Source organism: Allobosea sp. NPDC003192 (genome assembly GCF_050275675.1).
Classification (GTDB): domain Bacteria; phylum Pseudomonadota; class Alphaproteobacteria; order Rhizobiales; family Beijerinckiaceae; genus Allobosea.
The window spans coordinates 172,051-186,685 of the sequence record NZ_JBNNPK010000006.1 but is presented as its reverse complement, the minus strand read 5'-3'; the positions used below and the strand labels follow the sequence as shown (position 1 = coordinate 186,685).

15 protein-coding genes are annotated in these 14,635 nt (G+C 67.4%); 11 read left to right on the top strand and 4 right to left on the bottom strand.

Translation table 11 applies throughout. The features are described 5' to 3' along the window. Nucleotide 1 precedes the first annotated feature (1 nt). Both ACQKLX_RS10805 and ACQKLX_RS10800 read right to left on the bottom strand, forming a co-directional pair. Nucleotides 2–1,057, bottom strand: a complete 1,056-nt coding sequence (locus tag ACQKLX_RS10805) for an enoyl-CoA hydratase/isomerase family protein (protein ID WP_427361580.1) — start codon at nucleotides 1,055–1,057, stop codon at nucleotides 2–4. 86 nt (nucleotides 1,058–1,143) lie between these two features. After that, nucleotides 1,144–1,467 (bottom strand): hypothetical protein, encoded by a 324-nt coding sequence (locus ACQKLX_RS10800; RefSeq protein WP_427361579.1) that lies wholly within the window; start codon nucleotides 1,465–1,467, stop codon nucleotides 1,144–1,146. A 243-nt stretch (nucleotides 1,468–1,710) separates the two neighbouring features. On the opposite strand from ACQKLX_RS10800, the gene hemB reads away from it, so the two are divergent. The 4 genes from hemB to ACQKLX_RS10780 all read left to right on the top strand — a co-directional run bounded on the left by hemB (nucleotide 1,711) and on the right by ACQKLX_RS10780 (nucleotide 5,969). Further along, complete coding sequence (hemB, locus tag ACQKLX_RS10795; RefSeq protein WP_427361685.1) at nucleotides 1,711–2,709, top strand: porphobilinogen synthase; 999 nt, start codon at nucleotides 1,711–1,713, stop codon at nucleotides 2,707–2,709. Nucleotides 2,710–2,844: 135 nt separating this feature from the next. Continuing rightward, a complete protein-coding gene (locus ACQKLX_RS10790) occupies nucleotides 2,845–4,176 on the top strand; it encodes a branched-chain amino acid ABC transporter permease (RefSeq protein WP_427361578.1) in 1,332 nt (443 codons plus the stop codon). Nucleotides 4,177–4,196: 20 nt separating this feature from the next. Further along, a complete protein-coding gene (locus ACQKLX_RS10785; protein ID WP_427361577.1) occupies nucleotides 4,197–5,441 on the top strand; it encodes a threonine ammonia-lyase in 1,245 nt (414 codons plus the stop codon). Between the two features lie 54 nt (nucleotides 5,442–5,495). Beyond that, entirely contained in the window at nucleotides 5,496–5,969 is a 474-nt protein-coding gene (locus ACQKLX_RS10780) for an RDD family protein (protein WP_427361576.1), read from the top strand. 7 nt (nucleotides 5,970–5,976) lie between these two features. Here the strand turns inward: ACQKLX_RS10780 and ACQKLX_RS10775 are convergent, their stop codons facing one another. Beyond that, nucleotides 5,977–6,807: a class I SAM-dependent methyltransferase gene (locus tag ACQKLX_RS10775; protein WP_427361575.1), complete on the bottom strand. Its 831-nt coding sequence runs from the start codon at nucleotides 6,805–6,807 to the stop codon at nucleotides 5,977–5,979. Between the two features lie 165 nt (nucleotides 6,808–6,972). Here ACQKLX_RS10775 and ACQKLX_RS10770 point away from each other — a divergent pair, with 165 nt between their 5' ends. From ACQKLX_RS10770 to ACQKLX_RS10745, 6 genes are all read left to right on the top strand, one after another. After that, nucleotides 6,973–7,719 (top strand): arginyltransferase, encoded by a 747-nt coding sequence (locus ACQKLX_RS10770; protein ID WP_427361574.1) that lies wholly within the window; start codon nucleotides 6,973–6,975, stop codon nucleotides 7,717–7,719. Nucleotides 7,720–7,967: 248 nt separating this feature from the next. Next, on the top strand, nucleotides 7,968–8,615 hold the full coding sequence (locus tag ACQKLX_RS10765; protein WP_427361573.1) for an RraA family protein: 648 nt from the start codon (nucleotides 7,968–7,970) through the stop codon (nucleotides 8,613–8,615). Beyond that, on the top strand, nucleotides 8,615–8,932 hold the full coding sequence (locus ACQKLX_RS10760) for a UxaA family hydrolase (RefSeq protein ID WP_427361572.1): 318 nt from the start codon (nucleotides 8,615–8,617) through the stop codon (nucleotides 8,930–8,932). Before ACQKLX_RS10765 ends, ACQKLX_RS10760 begins: the two co-directional genes overlap by 1 nt. Further along, nucleotides 8,929–10,128, top strand: a complete 1,200-nt coding sequence (locus ACQKLX_RS10755; RefSeq protein ID WP_427361571.1) for a UxaA family hydrolase — start codon at nucleotides 8,929–8,931, stop codon at nucleotides 10,126–10,128. Before ACQKLX_RS10760 ends, ACQKLX_RS10755 begins: the two co-directional genes overlap by 4 nt. Before the next feature lie 85 nt (nucleotides 10,129–10,213). Next, complete coding sequence (locus ACQKLX_RS10750) at nucleotides 10,214–10,576, top strand: peptidoglycan-binding domain-containing protein (RefSeq protein WP_427361570.1); 363 nt, start codon at nucleotides 10,214–10,216, stop codon at nucleotides 10,574–10,576. A 59-nt stretch (nucleotides 10,577–10,635) separates the two neighbouring features. Beyond that, nucleotides 10,636–11,562: a hypothetical protein gene (locus ACQKLX_RS10745; RefSeq protein WP_427361569.1), complete on the top strand. Its 927-nt coding sequence runs from the start codon at nucleotides 10,636–10,638 to the stop codon at nucleotides 11,560–11,562. A 24-nt stretch (nucleotides 11,563–11,586) separates the two neighbouring features. On the opposite strand, the gene ACQKLX_RS10740 is transcribed toward ACQKLX_RS10745, so the two are convergent. Then, entirely contained in the window at nucleotides 11,587–13,215 is a 1,629-nt protein-coding gene (locus ACQKLX_RS10740; protein WP_427361568.1) for an OpgD/OpgG family glucan biosynthesis protein, read from the bottom strand. A gap of 321 nt (nucleotides 13,216–13,536) precedes the next feature. Here ACQKLX_RS10740 and ACQKLX_RS10735 point away from each other — a divergent pair, with 321 nt between their 5' ends. After that, nucleotides 13,537–14,556: a DUF2336 domain-containing protein gene (locus tag ACQKLX_RS10735; protein ID WP_427361567.1), complete on the top strand. Its 1,020-nt coding sequence runs from the start codon at nucleotides 13,537–13,539 to the stop codon at nucleotides 14,554–14,556. The last annotated feature ends 79 nt before the right edge of the window (nucleotides 14,557–14,635 follow it).

Sequence of the window (14,635 nt, the reverse complement as noted above, 5' to 3'; positions counted from 1 at the left end):
CTCAGTTGCCCAACACCAGCTCGGTCTTGCCGAGCGGCGCGAAATAGGCCGCCACCGCCGCCGGGTCGAGTTCCTCCAGCGTCTGCGGCCGCCAGGTCGGCGCCTGGTCCTTGTCGATCACAACGGCGCGCACGCCCTCGTAGAAGTCGTGGCCATGCGGAATGCGCGAGACAATACGGAACTCGAGCTGCATCGCCTCGGCGAAGCCGAGCGAGGCGCCGCGGCGCATCTGTTCGAAGGCGATGGCGACGCTGGTCGGCGACTTCGCCCGAATGGTGGCGAGCGCCTTGGCGGCAAAGGCATCGCCGGCGGCCGCCTTGGCGTCGAGCCGGCCGAGCACCTCCGGCAGCGTCGTCGCCCCGAAGCAATGCGCGATCGTCGCGCGCTCCGGCGCGAGCTTGCCCGGTCCGGGATCGATAGCGAAACGGGCGAGCACCGCATCGACCGGCTCGGTGCCCGTCAGCGCTTCCGCAAGCTCGGCCATGCGTGCTGAGGGAGCCGCATGCGTAGCAAGCCCGAGCGCCAGCGCATCGGCCTGGCCGACGCGGTCGCCGGTCAGTGCGAGATAGGTGCCGGCGTGATCGGGCAGCCGCGGCAGGGCATAGGTCGCGCCGACATCGGGGAAGAAGCCGATGCCGACCTCCGGCATGGCGAAGAGCCAGCGCTCGCCGGCGACGCGATGGCTGCCATGCAAGGAGAGCCCGACGCCGCCACCCATGACGATGCCGTCGACCAGTGCGACATAGGGCTTGGGATAACTCTGGATACGGGCGTTGAGGATATATTCCTCGCGCCAGAAGGCGAGCATCTCATCATACTGACCGGCCTTGCCGAGATCATGCAGGCTGCGGATGTCGCCGCCGGCGCAGAAGGCCTTCTCGCCGGCGCCGGTGACGACGATGCGCGTCACGGCAGGATCGTGCTCCCAGACGTCGAGCGCACTGGCCAGCTCGCGGACCATGCCGAGATTGAGCGCGTTCAGCGCCTTCGGCCGGTTGAGGAGGACGAAGCCGGCGCTGCCGCGCCGTTCACAGATGATGTCCTGATCCTGCGTCATGCCCGCCTCAAACCGATGCTTGAGCCGGTTCTGGAAGGCGGGACCCGGCTTGTCAACGCGAGCGCCGGCTCTGCCCCGTCCGGGGCTCAGCGCACGGTGACGATGCCCCGGCCATAGCCGCCATGGGCCTTGGGCAGGACCACGCAGACCATCGCCCGGCCGTGGCTCTGCTCGATCGAACGCAGCGCCGCGACCTGCTCGGCATAGCTTTCGGTGGCGCGCAGACCGGCGAGCGTGCCTTTGATCTCGCGCAAATTCTTGTCGAGCGTGTCCTGGCCGAGACGCAGCGACGGGCAATGGCGCTCGGCATAGTCAGCGGAGGCGAGAGCGCTTGCCGTTTGCGCCTCGATCGCATCGCGACGCGTCACTTCGGCCCCCGCGACCGTGGCGGCAAGCATTCCGGCCAACATGGTGAAAGCAACAAGCTCCGTCCGCATCGCGCAACCTTCGTCAATCAACACGCCGGGCAGGCTTGCGTCGCTCTGGCCGGCTCTCGCGGGCTGCGACCATCGCGACTGTTTTGGAATCGTTCCGATGTGTTAAAGCATCGCCGGCAAGCAGATATCGCGTTGGAAGCGGAGACGTCGATGGCATCCAAGGTTGTGCGCCCCTTCCCTGCACCGCAGGAGCGGAAGGCAGAGGCTGCGGCCGCGATGACGGACGCGCTCGGCCTGACCCGTCGCATGCGCCGCAACCGCAAGGCCGAGTGGTCGCGCCGGCTTGTGCGCGAGAACCGCCTGACCACCGACGACCTGATCTGGCCGATCTTCCTGATCGATTCCGCGGAAGCCGTCTCGCCGGTCGCCTGGATGCCGGGCGTCGACCGGCTCAACATCGACGAAGCCGTGCGCCAGGCTGAAGCTGCGGCCAGGCTCGGCGTCCCGGCGATCGCGCCCTTCCCTTATGTCGACCGCGCCTTGCGCGACGAGACCGGCTCGGAAGCGCTCAACAGCCGTAACCTGATGTGCCGCGCGGTTCGCGCGATCAAGACGGCGGTTCCGGAGATCGGCATCATCTGCGACGCGGCGCTCGACCCCTACACCTCGCACGGCCATGACGGCGTGATGGACGGCGAGCGGATACTAAATGACCCGAGCGTCGGCATCCTCGTCCGGCAGGCCCTGGCCCTGGCCGAGGCCGGCGCCGACGTGATCGCGCCCTCCGACATGATGGACGGGCGCGTCGGCGCGATCCGCGCCGCGCTCGATGCCGACGGCCATGAGGACGTGCAGATCATGGCCTATTCGGCCAAGTACGCTTCGGCCTATTACGGCCCGTTCCGCGACGCGATCGGCACCAACGCCACGCTGATCGGCGACAAGCGCACCTATCAGATGGACCCGGCCAACACCGACGAGGCGATCGCCGAGGTCGCGCTCGACCTCGAAGAGGGCGCCGACATGGTGATGGTCAAGCCCGGCCTGCCCTATCTCGACGTGATCGCCCGGGTGAAGGACACCTTCCGTGTCCCGACCTTCGCCTATCAGGTCTCCGGCGAGTACGCGATGATCATGGCGGCAGCCAATAATGGCTGGCTCGACGGCGACAAGGCGATGCTGGAGAGCCTGCTCGCCTTCAAGCGCGCCGGCGCCGACGGCGTGCTGACCTATTTCGCGCCGCGGGTGGCGAAGATGCTGAAGGAACGCGCATAACCCACCGTCACTCTCGGGCGAAGTGAAGCGCAGACCCGAGAATCTCCTGAAAGAGATGCTCGGGTCGAGCCCGAGCGTGACGCTTGGCATAAGCCGTGTTCCGCCCCGCCGTGAAGCAGGCTAGCGTGCGCCGCGATGCGCGCCCTGCTCACGTCGATTCTGCTCTGCCTCGCGCTCGCTGCCTGCGGGCGCTTCGACACCGACCAGATCCGCGCCTGCCGGCTGGCGATCCCGGCGCTGAACCCGACCGATACCGTCATCACCATCGAAGGCACCGGCACCGGCCCACGCGCCGACATCCTGCGGATCACCTACCGGGCGCAGGCGCCGGATGCCCAGCCACGCCGGCGCACCATCGACTGCATCTTCGCCGGCGAAGGCACCACGCTGCAGCGCGGCGCGCTGGCGGGGCTCGCCTCGGACGGCGTGCCTATGACGGATGCGAGCTTCCTGCTGCTGCGGCGCTTCTACCTCGAATACAAGGCGGAGCCGCCGGTCGACCCGGGGACCGCGCCCGGCGCCGACCTCATCAGCCTGTCGCCCGGCCTCGCCTATGGCCTGCAGCAGGGGCTCGCCGCCCTGCCCTCGGCCGCGATCTACGCGCTGCTCGCCAGCGCCTATGCCCTGATCTACGGGCTCAACGGCCGGATCATCCTGACCTTCGGCGAATTCTCGGCGCTGGGCGCGCTGGCAGCGGTGGTAGGCGTCGCACTGCTGCTGTCGCTCTCGATCTCGACGCCGGTCTCGGGCCTGTTCATCGCCTTCGCCGTCGCGATCGCCGTCGCAGCTTTCCACGGCTTCGCCATGGGCCGCTTCGTGCTGCGCCATCTCGACAAGCGCAACGGCCAGCAGGTGCTGATCGCGACGATCGGGCTCGCCATCGCGCTCTCGGAATATCTGCGCCTCGCTCAGGGCGCCGAGCTGCGCTGGTTGCCGCCGGTGTTCAACGAGCCGCTGCCGCTGGCTCGTGCCGAGCAGTTCATCGTCACGACGACGCCGGTCTCGCTCGCCATGGCGGGTCTCGGCTTCAGCGCAGCGACCTGCCTCATCCTCTACCTCGCCCGCTCCGCCTATGGCCGAGCCTGGCGCGCCGTCTCCGACGACGCCAGGACCGCCTCGCTGTTCGGGATCGATCCCGGCGCCGTGCACGACCGGGCGCTGATCATCGCCTGCGCCATCTGCGGCGCGGCCGGCGTCATCGTCACCGTGATCTATGGCGGGATGGGCTTTTCCGGCGGCTTCACGCTGGGCTTGAAGGCGCTGGTCGCCGCCGTGCTCGGCGGCATCGGCTCGGTGCCCGGCGCCTGTCTCGGCGGACTCGTCATCGCCGCCTTCGAAGTCCTGTGGTCGGCGACGATGCCGCTCGAACAGCGCGACATCGCGGTCTATAGCTTGCTCGCCGTGACGCTGATCCTGCGCCCCGGCGGCTTCTTCGGCGACGGCGCGCTGACGCCGCGCCAGGTCTGAATCTCAAAACGGGGTAACCGATGGGCAGCGGCTTCGCGATCAGCTTCGCCGATATCGAGGCGGCTGCGCAGACCATCGCAGGCCATGTGCTGAAGACGCCGCTGATGCCGGCGCCGCGCCTGTCGGCGCTGACCGGGGCGCAGATCTTCGTCAAGCACGAGAACATGCAGGCGACCGCCTCCTTCAAGGAACGCGGCGCGGTCAACAAGCTGCTGAGCCTCAGCGAGAACGAGAAGCGCCGCGGCGTCATCGCCATGTCCGCTGGCAACCATGCCCAGGCGGTCGCCTATCACGCCAGACGCTTCGGCATCCCCGCGACGATCGTGATGCCGGAGACGACGCCACTGGTGAAGGTGGAGAACACCCGCGCCCATGGCGCCGACGTCGTGCTGTTCGGCGAAACGCTCTACGAATCCACACAGAAGGCCCGCGAGATCGCGACCGAGAAGAGTCTGGTCTTCGTCCACCCCTACGACGACGCGGCAGTGATGGCCGGCCAGGGCACGGTCGCGCTGGAGATGCTGCGCGAAGCGCCCGAGCTCGACGCGCTGGTGATCCCGCTCGGCGGCGGCGGGCTGATGGCAGGCAACGCCGTCGCTGCCAAGGCCCTGAAGCCGTCGATCGAGATGATCGGCGTCGAGGCGGCGCTCTACCCTTCCTTCCACAATGCCGTGCATGGCGCGCAGATGCCGATCGGCGGGGCGACGTTGGCCGAGGGCATCGCGGTCAAGACCGTCGGCACGCAGACCCTGCCGGTGGTGAAGGAACTGGTTTCCGACATCGTGCTGGTCAGCGAGGATCTGATCGAGCGCGCCGTCAACGCCTGCGCGACGCTGCAGCACACGCTCGCCGAGGGCGCTGGCGCCGCCGGGCTCGCGGCGATGCTGAAGCAGCCGGAGCGCTACCGTGGCCGCAAGATCGGCCTCGTGCTCTCCGGCGGCAACATCGACGCCCGGCTGCTCGCTGCGATCATGGTGCGCGAACTCGAACGCGAGCAGCGCATCGCTGCCTTCCGCCTCACTGCCAGCGACCGGCCGGGCCTGCTCGGCAAGGTCGCGAGTCTGTTCGGTACGCTCGGTGCCAACATCCTCGAAGTCAGCCATGGCCGGCTCTTCCTCGACGTGCCGGCCAAGGGCGTGATGCTCGACGTCACCATCGAGACCCGCGACGAGGCGCACACCGCCGCGATCGAGGAAGCGCTGCGCCAGGAAGGCTTCGCGCCGCGCCGGATCTACCCGCGCGGCCTTGCGGAACCGGGCGGCTGATCAAACATTACCGTTCAGCGGGCACCTCCGCCCGCCGGAGAATGGAAAGCAGAGATGTCGAACCCGTCCTATCGCCAGCCGCCGGTCATCGCGCTGGAGGACCGGCCGCAGCAGGATACGCGCGGCGTGCTCGGCTCGCGCCTGTTCGCCTGGATCGGCGACGTCGTCATCCTGTTCTTCCTGACCTGGATCGTCTGGGTCCTGCTCGGCATCCTCGGCTTCGTCACCTTCGGGCTGACCTGGCTGCTGATCGGTGGCGCGGCGATCGCCGTCGTGCTCGGCTATTCGGCGATCACCATCGGCGGGCGCAAGCAGGCGACGCTCGGCATGCGCATGGCTGGCCTTCGGGTCGAAACCGCCTCGGGCGGACGGCCGGATGCGCTCGCAGCCGCCGTGCACGCGCTGTTCTTCTATGTCGCGGCCGGCACGGTCGGCCTCTGGTTCCTCGACATCGCCTGCGGGCTGGTGCGCGAGGACCGGCGCCTCGGCCACGACATCCTGACCGGGCTGGTGGTGGTTCGCGCCTGAGCCAGCGTCAGAACCGATAGCGCAGCAACAGGCCGATGCGCGACAGCGGCGGGATCAGCGAGAAGAACTGCATCGCGAAGCGCGCCGGCCACGACATCCGGGCGATCTGCGCGGGGTCGTAGCCGTCAGGATCATAGGCCGTCAGTTCGGTGACCAGTTCGAGGCCCGGCACCTGCCGCTCCAGCTCGGAGGGATCACCCAGCGACCAGTGCAGCACCGCGCCGGTCGCCTTGATCGAGGGCTGCAGCGCGATCAGCTTGAGGCCGAGCGGGCTATAGGCGTCGAAGACGATCTCGCCCGATCGGCAATGCCGCACCAGGCGCTCCAGCAGCAGCGGCACCTCCTCTTCCGGAAGATAAGGCAACAGCCCCTCGGCCACGATCATCGCCGGGCGGTCAAGCGGCACCGCATCAAGCCAGCCCGGCTCCGTCACCGACGAGCCGATCAGGTGATAATTGGTACGTGGCGGATAGAGCTTCTGCCGGAGCGCGATCACCTCCGGGTAATCGACATCGTACCAGTCGATGCCGGCAGGCGGATCGATGCGGAAGACGCGGCTGTCGAGCCCGCAGCCGAGATGCAGCACGAGCGCGTCGCGACTGCCGGCGAGGAACTCGCGCGTCCAGCCGTCGAGCGCATGGGCGCGCATGGCGAGCCCGACCATCAGGTCGCGGTCGACCTTGAGCCTGGCGAAATCATAGTCGATGGAGGCTGCGGCTTCGGCGGCGAAGCGATCCTTGAGCAGGGAATCGGGCAGCAGGCTCTCGCCGGCCTTGGCCCAGAGCGTGATCAGCAGGGTTTCCTTCTCCTGGGTCAACGCGACCGTCTCGGCCTGCATTTGATCCCCCTGTTTCCGGGGGCCTCCCGGTCTTCTCACGCAGACAGCCTAGCACCGGCGCGAGGGTTATCCCATGCGGTGCGGCCGCCGCAGGCTTGCCGCTTGTTGCCGCCGCGCCGACTGCTAAACTCAGGTTGAGTTCGGCGGTTCCGGAGTCGCCTCGACGTGACACGCCCCTTGCGGGATGCCCCGCAATTCTACCTGACCTCGCCGACGCCCTGCCCCTATCTGCCGGGCCGCGAGGAGCGCAAGGTGTTCACGCACCTCGTCGGTGCGCGGGCGCGCGACCTCAACGACGTGCTTTCGCAAGGCGGCTTCCGGCGCTCGCAGAGCATCGCCTACCGGCCGGCCTGCGAGACCTGCCGGGCCTGCATCTCTGTCAGGATCGTGGTCGCCGACTTCCAGCCCTCGCGCACCTTCCGCAAGATCGCCTCGCGCAACAGCGACCTGATCGGCGAGGCGCTGCCGCCGCAGCCGCGCTCGGAGCATTATTCGCTGTTCCGCGGCTATCTCGACGATCGTCACCCCGATGGCGGCATGGCGACGATGTCGGCGCTCGACTTCGCGATGATGGTCGAGGATACTCATGTCGAGACCAGCCTGATCGAATACCGCCGGCGCGGGCCCGATAGCGGCTTCACCGGCCGGGGCCAGGGCGATCTCTTCGCCTTCGCATTGACGGACCGACTCAGCGACGGGCTCTCGATGGTTTATTCGGTCTACGATCCCGCTCTCGAAGCCCGCTCGCTCGGCACCTTCATGGTGCTGGAGCATGTCGAGCGTGCCCGCAAGCTCGGCCTGCCTTATGTCTATCTCGGCTACTGGGTCGAGGGCTCGCCGAAGATGGCCTACAAGGCCCGTTTCCTGCCGCAGGAACGGCTGATGCCGCAGGGCTGGGAACGCGTGGGCTGAGCCAGCAAGCCCCCGTCACGCGTCATTCTCGGACGAAGCGAAGCGCAGATCCGAGAATCTCTGGACGAGAAGGGCGCCGACGCAGCCCCTCCGGAAGGAGATGCTCAGGTCAAGCCCGAGCATGACGAGAATCATGATTTAAATCGTTTAATACGCACGCCAGCGCTGCAGAATCCGCACTTGCCCGGCGTGCACGCCTCTGCGCAAGGTGCTCCCAAGGCCGCCGGAGCGGCCGCACCGGAGGAAACATGACGGATACGCTGACCGAGCGCCTCGAACGCTGCTACACCGGCATCATTCACGACACGATGCGCGCCATGGGGCTGAAGGACTTCACCCTGCCGCCGGCGCTGCGCCCGCTGCTGCCAGGCGTGAAGCTCGCCGGACCGGCCTTCACCGTCGAAGGCAAGACCGGCGAGTTCGACGCGCACGAGACCCTGCTCGGCTGGACCGGCCTGCTCTCGGCGGCCAAGCCCGGCCATGTCTGGGTCTGCCAGCCGAACACCGAGGAAGTCGCGCTGATGGGCGAGCTCTCGGCCGAGACGCTGAAGAACAAGGGCGTGCGCGGCTGCGTCATCGACGGACTGTCGCGCGACACCGAATTCATGGTCGAGATGGGCTTCCAGGCCTATTTCAAGGCCTATACGCCGCGCGACATCGTCGGCGTCTGGCTGCCCAAGGCAGTCGACGAACCGATCAAGATCGGCGATGTCTGGATCCGGCCGGGCGACTACATCCTCGCCGACCGCGACGGTGTCGTCCGGATCCCGGCCGAGATCATCGAGGAAGTGCTGGAGAAGTCCGAGACCGCGATCTCGGCGGAGAACAAGGTCCGCACCGCGATCCTCGCCGGCACCGACCCGCAGCAGGCCTATCTGCAATTCGGCAAGTTCTGATGTCCCAGCACGATCCCCGCCTGATCCTGCTCGATCCGCGCGACAACGTCTTCGTCGCGCGCACCCGCCTGCCGGCGGGCGAGCCCATCGAGACCGGCACCGGTCAGGCGGTGATCGACCGCGATATCGCGCTCGCCCACAAGATCGCCCGGCGCGCCATCGCACCCGGCGAGAAGATCCTGAAATACGGCGCGCCGATCGGCGTGGCGACGATCGCCATCGCCGCCGGCCATCACGTCCATGTCCAGAACATGAAGAGCGACTACACGCCGACCTATCATCTCGAGGACGAGCGCAAGGCGGGAGCGGCGCAATGAGCGGACTGCAAGGCTATCTCCGCAGCGACGGCCGCAAGGGCATCCGCAACGTCGTCGCCGTCGCCTATCTGGTCGAATGCGCCCATCATGTCGCGCGCGAGATCGCCCTGCCCTGGCGCGAGCATGAGGTCCACGCCATCGGCTTCCCGGGCTGCTATCCCAACCCTTACGCCGAGCGGATGATGGAGCAGCTCTGCACCCATCCCAATGTCGGGGCGGTGCTGCTGGTCTCGCTCGGCTGCGAAAGCTTCAACAAATACGCGCTGGAGCGGGTGGTGCGCGCCACCGGCCGCCCGGTGAAGACCATCGTGATCCAGGGCACCGGCGGCACCCGCGCCTCGATCAAGGAAGGCCGCGCCTGGGTCGAGGAGCAGCGTATCGCCTTGGATAGCGCCGAAACCGTGCCGATGCAGGTCAGCGAACTGGTGATCGGCACCGTCTGCGGCGGCTCAGACGGCACCTCCGGCATCACCGGCAACCCGGCGGCGGGCCGCGCCTTCGATCAGCTCATCGCCGAGGGCGCCGCCTGCATTTTCGAAGAGACCGGCGAGCTGATCGGCTGCGAGCACATCATGGCGGCGCGCGCGATCACGCCCGAGCTCGGCGTCGAGCTGGAGAAATCGGTCGCCAAGGCGGCACGCTACTACGCGACGCTCGGCTACGGTTCCTTCGCCGCCGGCAATGCCGAGGGTGGGCTCTCGACCATCGAGGAGAAGTCGATGGGCGCCTATGCCAAGTCGGGGGCATCGCCGATCTCCGGCCTGCTCAAGCCCGGCGACGTGCCGCCGCGCGGCGGGCTCTATCTGCTCGATGTGGTGCCGGATGGCGAGGTCCGCTTCGGCTTCCCCAACATCAACGACAATGCCGAGATCGCCGAACTGATCGCCTGCGGCGCGCATTGCGTGCTGTTCGTCACCGGGCGCGGCTCGGTGGTCGGCTCGGCGATCTCGCCGGTGGTGAAGATCTGCGCCAATCCGGAGACCTATCGCCGGATGAGCGACGACATGGACGTCGATGCCGGCCGCATCCTCGAAGGCCGGGCGAGCCTCGACGAGGTCGGCACCGAGATCCGCAACCTCGTCGTCTCGCTGGCGCAGGGCGGGCGGACCAAGTCGGAAGAACTCGGTCATCAGGAGTTCATCCTGACCTATAAGAGCTTCGAGCCGCTCGGCCCGGCCTGCCTGCCGGCTGCCTAACGGCCAAGAGGTCTCGCGCCGTCCTTGACCCCTCCCCGGACCCGGAACTAACCTTGGGTCATCGGGAACGGGCAGGACCACGGCCATGCCTCTCACCTTGCCGCGTTTTTCGAAGAATGACCGTCTCAGGAGGGCCGCCGAGAACGCGCCGCCGCTGAAGCAGGGCGAGCGTGGCGAGGCCGTCGCCATCATCCAGCTCGCTTTGATCGACCTCGGCATGGCGATGCCGAACTCGACCGGCCAGGGCCGCACACTGCCCGACGGGATCTTCGGCCCGGAGACGGCGAACCGCGTGCGCAGCTTCCAGACGGCCAACGGGCTCGTCGCTGACGCCATCGTCGGGCCGCTGACCATGGCGGCGCTGGAGCGCGCAATCATCGCGGTAAGCGCCCTCAACCGGCGCGCCGAAGCTGCCAAGGCGCGCACGCACAGCGCAGCGGTTCGCTAGATCGACGCGCCGAGCCCCGCCCGAATACATCAGACAATCGGATAACCGCAGGAGAAACCATGGTTGTCGCGATCGCTCCCGGCACGGCCACGATCACCGCCAACAAGGGCGGTTCGCGCACCGACATCCATGTCGGCACCGAGCACGCGCTGCTGCATTGCACGACCAAGGCGCGCCGCGCCGCGGCCGACGAAGCGGCGGGGCATCCCGGCCATACCGGCCCGATGATCACCTGCACCGGCAGCGTGCTGATGTCGGGCGATCCGGCCAACCGGCAAGACAAGATCGACCTGATGACCAATTGGGAGTTCGGGATGATCCTTGTCGCCGACATCGTGGTCTACGAGGCGCACTATGCCGGGCGGATGGCCAATGAAGGCAGCATCGTCGTCAACCTCAAATCCGCCTTCGGCACCAACCCATCGCTGGACGGCGACGGCGACCTGCCGACCGTCGACGAGATGATCTTCGACCCCGGCAACCAGGTCATCACCGACCAGACCACCGGCACCAAGGGCTTCCTGGTGACCTACAAGCTCGGCGACCATCCCAACAATCCGTTCCCCTTGCGCCAGACCAACAGCAAGGTGCCTGCGCCGAACTTCCTGCACACGGCCCGGCGCGACGAAGGCTTCATCGCCTATTTCGTGGCAAGGGAACGCGGCTCGACGGTGCATCATCTGGCGCGGATCGGCTGGCACATCATCTGGCATGGCACGCTCGGCTGGACCTCTCCCACCACCAAGCCGACCGTCGCGATGGTGACCTCGCGCATCGATATCGGCCAGCCGACCACCGACGCGGTCGACAACACCGCCTTCCCGAAATCGGCCGCGATCGCCAAGAACCCGCAGCGGCCGACCTGCAACGAGCAGGACGGCACCGCCTTCGACAGGGGCTATGGATCGGGCGCGCGCGAACCCGTGCGGGTTGAATCGACCGCGCGCCCGGGCAACCTCCCGAGCGGCTTCTTCCCGACGCCGTAACTCGCCCGCGAGCCCGGCTGTCGTTCAGCGTCCCTGGGCCGGGGCGGGAGCGTTCGATGGAGCGGCGGTATCCGCAGGCGCGGCAGGCGCAGTCGGTGCGGTCCAGGAAGTCGTCCAGGTCTCGCTCAGCGTCGCCCTCGCGGTTCGCAGGAAAACGCGCAGATCGGTGCTCTCGCCCGGGCGGAGGGTGACGTCGACGATGACGCGGAAGCCCTTCGCCGCGAAGTTCGGATCGATCGTCGCCCTGGCGACCGTGCCGGTCGATACCGTCGCGACAACCGAAACGCGCTTGGGATCGGAGAGATAATATTCGAGGTCGCCGGCGTTGAAGTCGACGATGAAGCGCCGCTTCGCCAGCCCAGCCGCCGCATCGAGCTCTTCGCGGGCAGCGATGCTGCTCTGCACCTGTGCCATCGCGTGCAGCGTCTCGGTCGTCGACACCGTGGTGATGCGATAGCTCAGCTCGGTCGGCTGGCCACTCGGCAAGGGCGCCTTTGGCGTCCAGCAACAGACGATGTTGTCGAACTCCTCGCCCTGGGTCGGGATCTCGATCAGGTCGACGCGACCCTCGCCCCAGTCGCCCGAGGGCTCGACCCAGTAGCCGGGCCGAGCGTGGTAGTGCGCCTCCAGGTCCTGATAGTGACCGAATTCGCGGTCGCGCTGGATCAGGCCGAAGCCGCGCGGGTTGCGGTCGTGGAAGGACGAGATCGTCAGCGCCTGCGGGTTGCGGATCGGCCGCCAGATCCATTCGCCGGCGCCGGTCTTCAGCATCAGCCCGTCGGAATCGTGGACCTCTGGCCGAAAATCGGTGCGCTGCTCGCGATCACCCTCGCCTGCGAGGAACATCGAGGTCAGCGGCGCGATGCCGATGCGCTCGATCGTCCGGCGCGGCACGATCGTCGCCGTGACGGCGACGCTGGTCTGCTGGCCGGGCGTGACGACATAGCGGAAGGCGCCGCTGACGGACGGTGAATCCAGCAGCGCGTAGATGACGAGATCGACGCTGCCGGGCTGCGGCTTGTCCAGCCAGAGCGCCCGAAAGAACGGGAACTCCTCGGCCTGCTCGCCGCCGACATCGAGGGCGAGCGAGCGCGCCGAGAGGCCATAGCGATGGCCGCGTCCGAGGAAGCGGAAATAGCTCGCGCCGAGGAACGAGATCACCTCGTCCTGCACCTTCAGGTCATTCAGCGTCGTGGTGACGGCAAAGCCCGCGAAACCGAGCGAGACCGGCAGCTTCGGCGGAACCTGGGCCTTGCCGTATTCGAACAGCGCCATGTTGAACGGCAGCGGGATGGCGTTGCCGTCGCTGATCACATGGATCGGTACCGGCTTGTCGTGCAGGAAGCCGAGATGGAACAGATGAAGGCGATAATCCGAGCCGCCATCCTGCCAGAGCGCCTTGTCCCTGCGGAACCTGATCTCGCGATAACTGTCATAGCTCAACGATTTCAGCGCATCGGGAATGGCCGGGGCGCTCGCGTCGAACGGACGGGCTGCGAGTTCGCGGGCCTGGCGGACGACATCCTCGTAGCCGAACGTGCCGCGCCGTGGCTCGGCAGGCGGCGCGGCCGCCGGCGGACGGCCGTCCTGGGCGCGAAGCGGCGTGGCGAGCCCGATCGAGCCCAAGGCAGCCAGCAGCGCGCGGCGCGACAACCCGGCCGCTGCAGATCTCGGTTCGTCAACGAAGGGGTGGCTTTGCGCGTCGGGTCGGTTTGTCATCATGCTCCGCATCGTCGGTCGGCTCGGTGGCCGCAAAAGGGCGGCGGTCTGCCAACGTGATGCGGAGGGCGAAGTTCCGTTGCAGGATGTTGGGTCGTCCAATAAATAGACAATATCGCCAAAATACAATTTATGGTTGCATAAAGAAATACTGAAAACACTGAAGAATCGTCCGCCGGCTTAAGACTAAATCAAATGGAGGGCGATAGCGTCCGGCTATAGCCGCAAACGTGATGCCCGCCGGAAGTCGCGCCGATGCTCCAGACCCTCACCCGCATGCCGGCGGACATGTCGTCCGAATCCCGGCGCAAGCTGCTCAATGCGGTGACCGATCTGTTCCTGCTCGATTCCGATCCGAGCGAAGTGGCGCAGGATCATTATGGCGAGATCGCGCTGCGCTCGCTGCCGCATCTCGATACGGAAGGCCGCCGTGAATACGCCGACAATGTCGCCGCGACGCAAACGCTGCCGCATCGTGTCGCGGTCTCGCTGGCGAACGATGCCGATGCCGGCGTCGCCCGGCTCGTGCTCAAGCTCTCGCCGGTCCTGACCGATACGGACCTCGCCGCCATCGCCATCAGCCAGACGCAGGCGCATCTCGTCGCCATCGCGGAACGGGCCCGTCTATCGGTGGGCATCACCGACATCCTCGTCGAGCGCGGCGATAGCGCGGTGCTGCGCAGCGTCTCGGGCAATGAAGGCGCACAGTTCTCCGATCGCGGCTTCGACCGGCTGCTGCAGCGCGGGGGCGACGATGCGGCGGTGAGCGAGGCGCTGGCGCGCCGCTCCGATCTGTCGCCGCAGCGGGCCGAGCGCGTGCTGCGCATCGTCGAGCAGATGTCCGATCCGAGCACCGAGACCGGCTCGCATCAGGCCGCGACGATGGCGCGGCAGGCGCGGCAGCAGCGCCGCGAAGTCCGGCTGCTGATCGCCGACCTCCAGGCCGGCACGCGCAGCCTCGGCGAGGTCGTCGACATGCTGGCAGAAGAGGATCGCGCCTTCCACCTCGCCCAGGTGATCGCGATCAGCGCCGAGATCAGCAACGAGCAGGCCCTGCGCGTGCTCATGCAGCGCGATGTCAGCGGCATCGCCGTGCTGGCGCGCATGCTTGGGCTCGGCAAGGACAATTTCCACGCCATCCTTACCCTCCGCGGGCGCCGGCTCTACTTCAAGGCCAAGGACATCGAGGACGACCTCAAGGCCTATGAGGAACTCGACACCGCGACCGCCGAAAGGACGATGCGCTTCCTGCGCCTCAAGACCAAGCTCAGCTGACCGGTAAGCATCCCGCCACAAAAGCGCGACAATCCCGCCCTCTCCTGCTATGCCATGAGCATGATCCAGGCCGCCGGCA

Excerpts from the sequence above, each read along its gene's own strand:
- ACQKLX_RS10790 (WP_427361578.1), top strand. The coding sequence starts at position 2,845 with ATGCGCGCCCTGCTCACGTCGATTCTGCTCTGCCTCGCGCTCGCTGCC.
- ACQKLX_RS10775 (WP_427361575.1), bottom strand. The coding sequence starts at position 6,807 with ATGCAGGCCGAGACGGTCGCGTTGACCCAGGAGAAGGAAACCCTGCTG.
- ACQKLX_RS10765 (WP_427361573.1), top strand. The coding sequence starts at position 7,968 with ATGACGGATACGCTGACCGAGCGCCTCGAACGCTGCTACACCGGCATC.
- ACQKLX_RS10745 (WP_427361569.1), top strand. The coding sequence starts at position 10,636 with ATGGTTGTCGCGATCGCTCCCGGCACGGCCACGATCACCGCCAACAAG.
- ACQKLX_RS10755 (WP_427361571.1), top strand. The coding sequence starts at position 8,929 with ATGAGCGGACTGCAAGGCTATCTCCGCAGCGACGGCCGCAAGGGCATC.
- hemB (WP_427361685.1), top strand. The coding sequence starts at position 1,711 with ATGACGGACGCGCTCGGCCTGACCCGTCGCATGCGCCGCAACCGCAAG.
- ACQKLX_RS10800 (WP_427361579.1), bottom strand. The coding sequence starts at position 1,467 with ATGTTGGCCGGAATGCTTGCCGCCACGGTCGCGGGGGCCGAAGTGACG.
- ACQKLX_RS10750 (WP_427361570.1), top strand. The coding sequence starts at position 10,214 with ATGCCTCTCACCTTGCCGCGTTTTTCGAAGAATGACCGTCTCAGGAGG.
- ACQKLX_RS10780 (WP_427361576.1), top strand. The coding sequence starts at position 5,496 with ATGTCGAACCCGTCCTATCGCCAGCCGCCGGTCATCGCGCTGGAGGAC.
- ACQKLX_RS10805 (WP_427361580.1), bottom strand. The coding sequence starts at position 1,057 with ATGACGCAGGATCAGGACATCATCTGTGAACGGCGCGGCAGCGCCGGC.
- ACQKLX_RS10760 (WP_427361572.1), top strand. The coding sequence starts at position 8,615 with ATGTCCCAGCACGATCCCCGCCTGATCCTGCTCGATCCGCGCGACAAC.
- ACQKLX_RS10735 (WP_427361567.1), top strand. The coding sequence starts at position 13,537 with ATGCTCCAGACCCTCACCCGCATGCCGGCGGACATGTCGTCCGAATCC.
- ACQKLX_RS10785 (WP_427361577.1), top strand. The coding sequence starts at position 4,197 with ATGGGCAGCGGCTTCGCGATCAGCTTCGCCGATATCGAGGCGGCTGCG.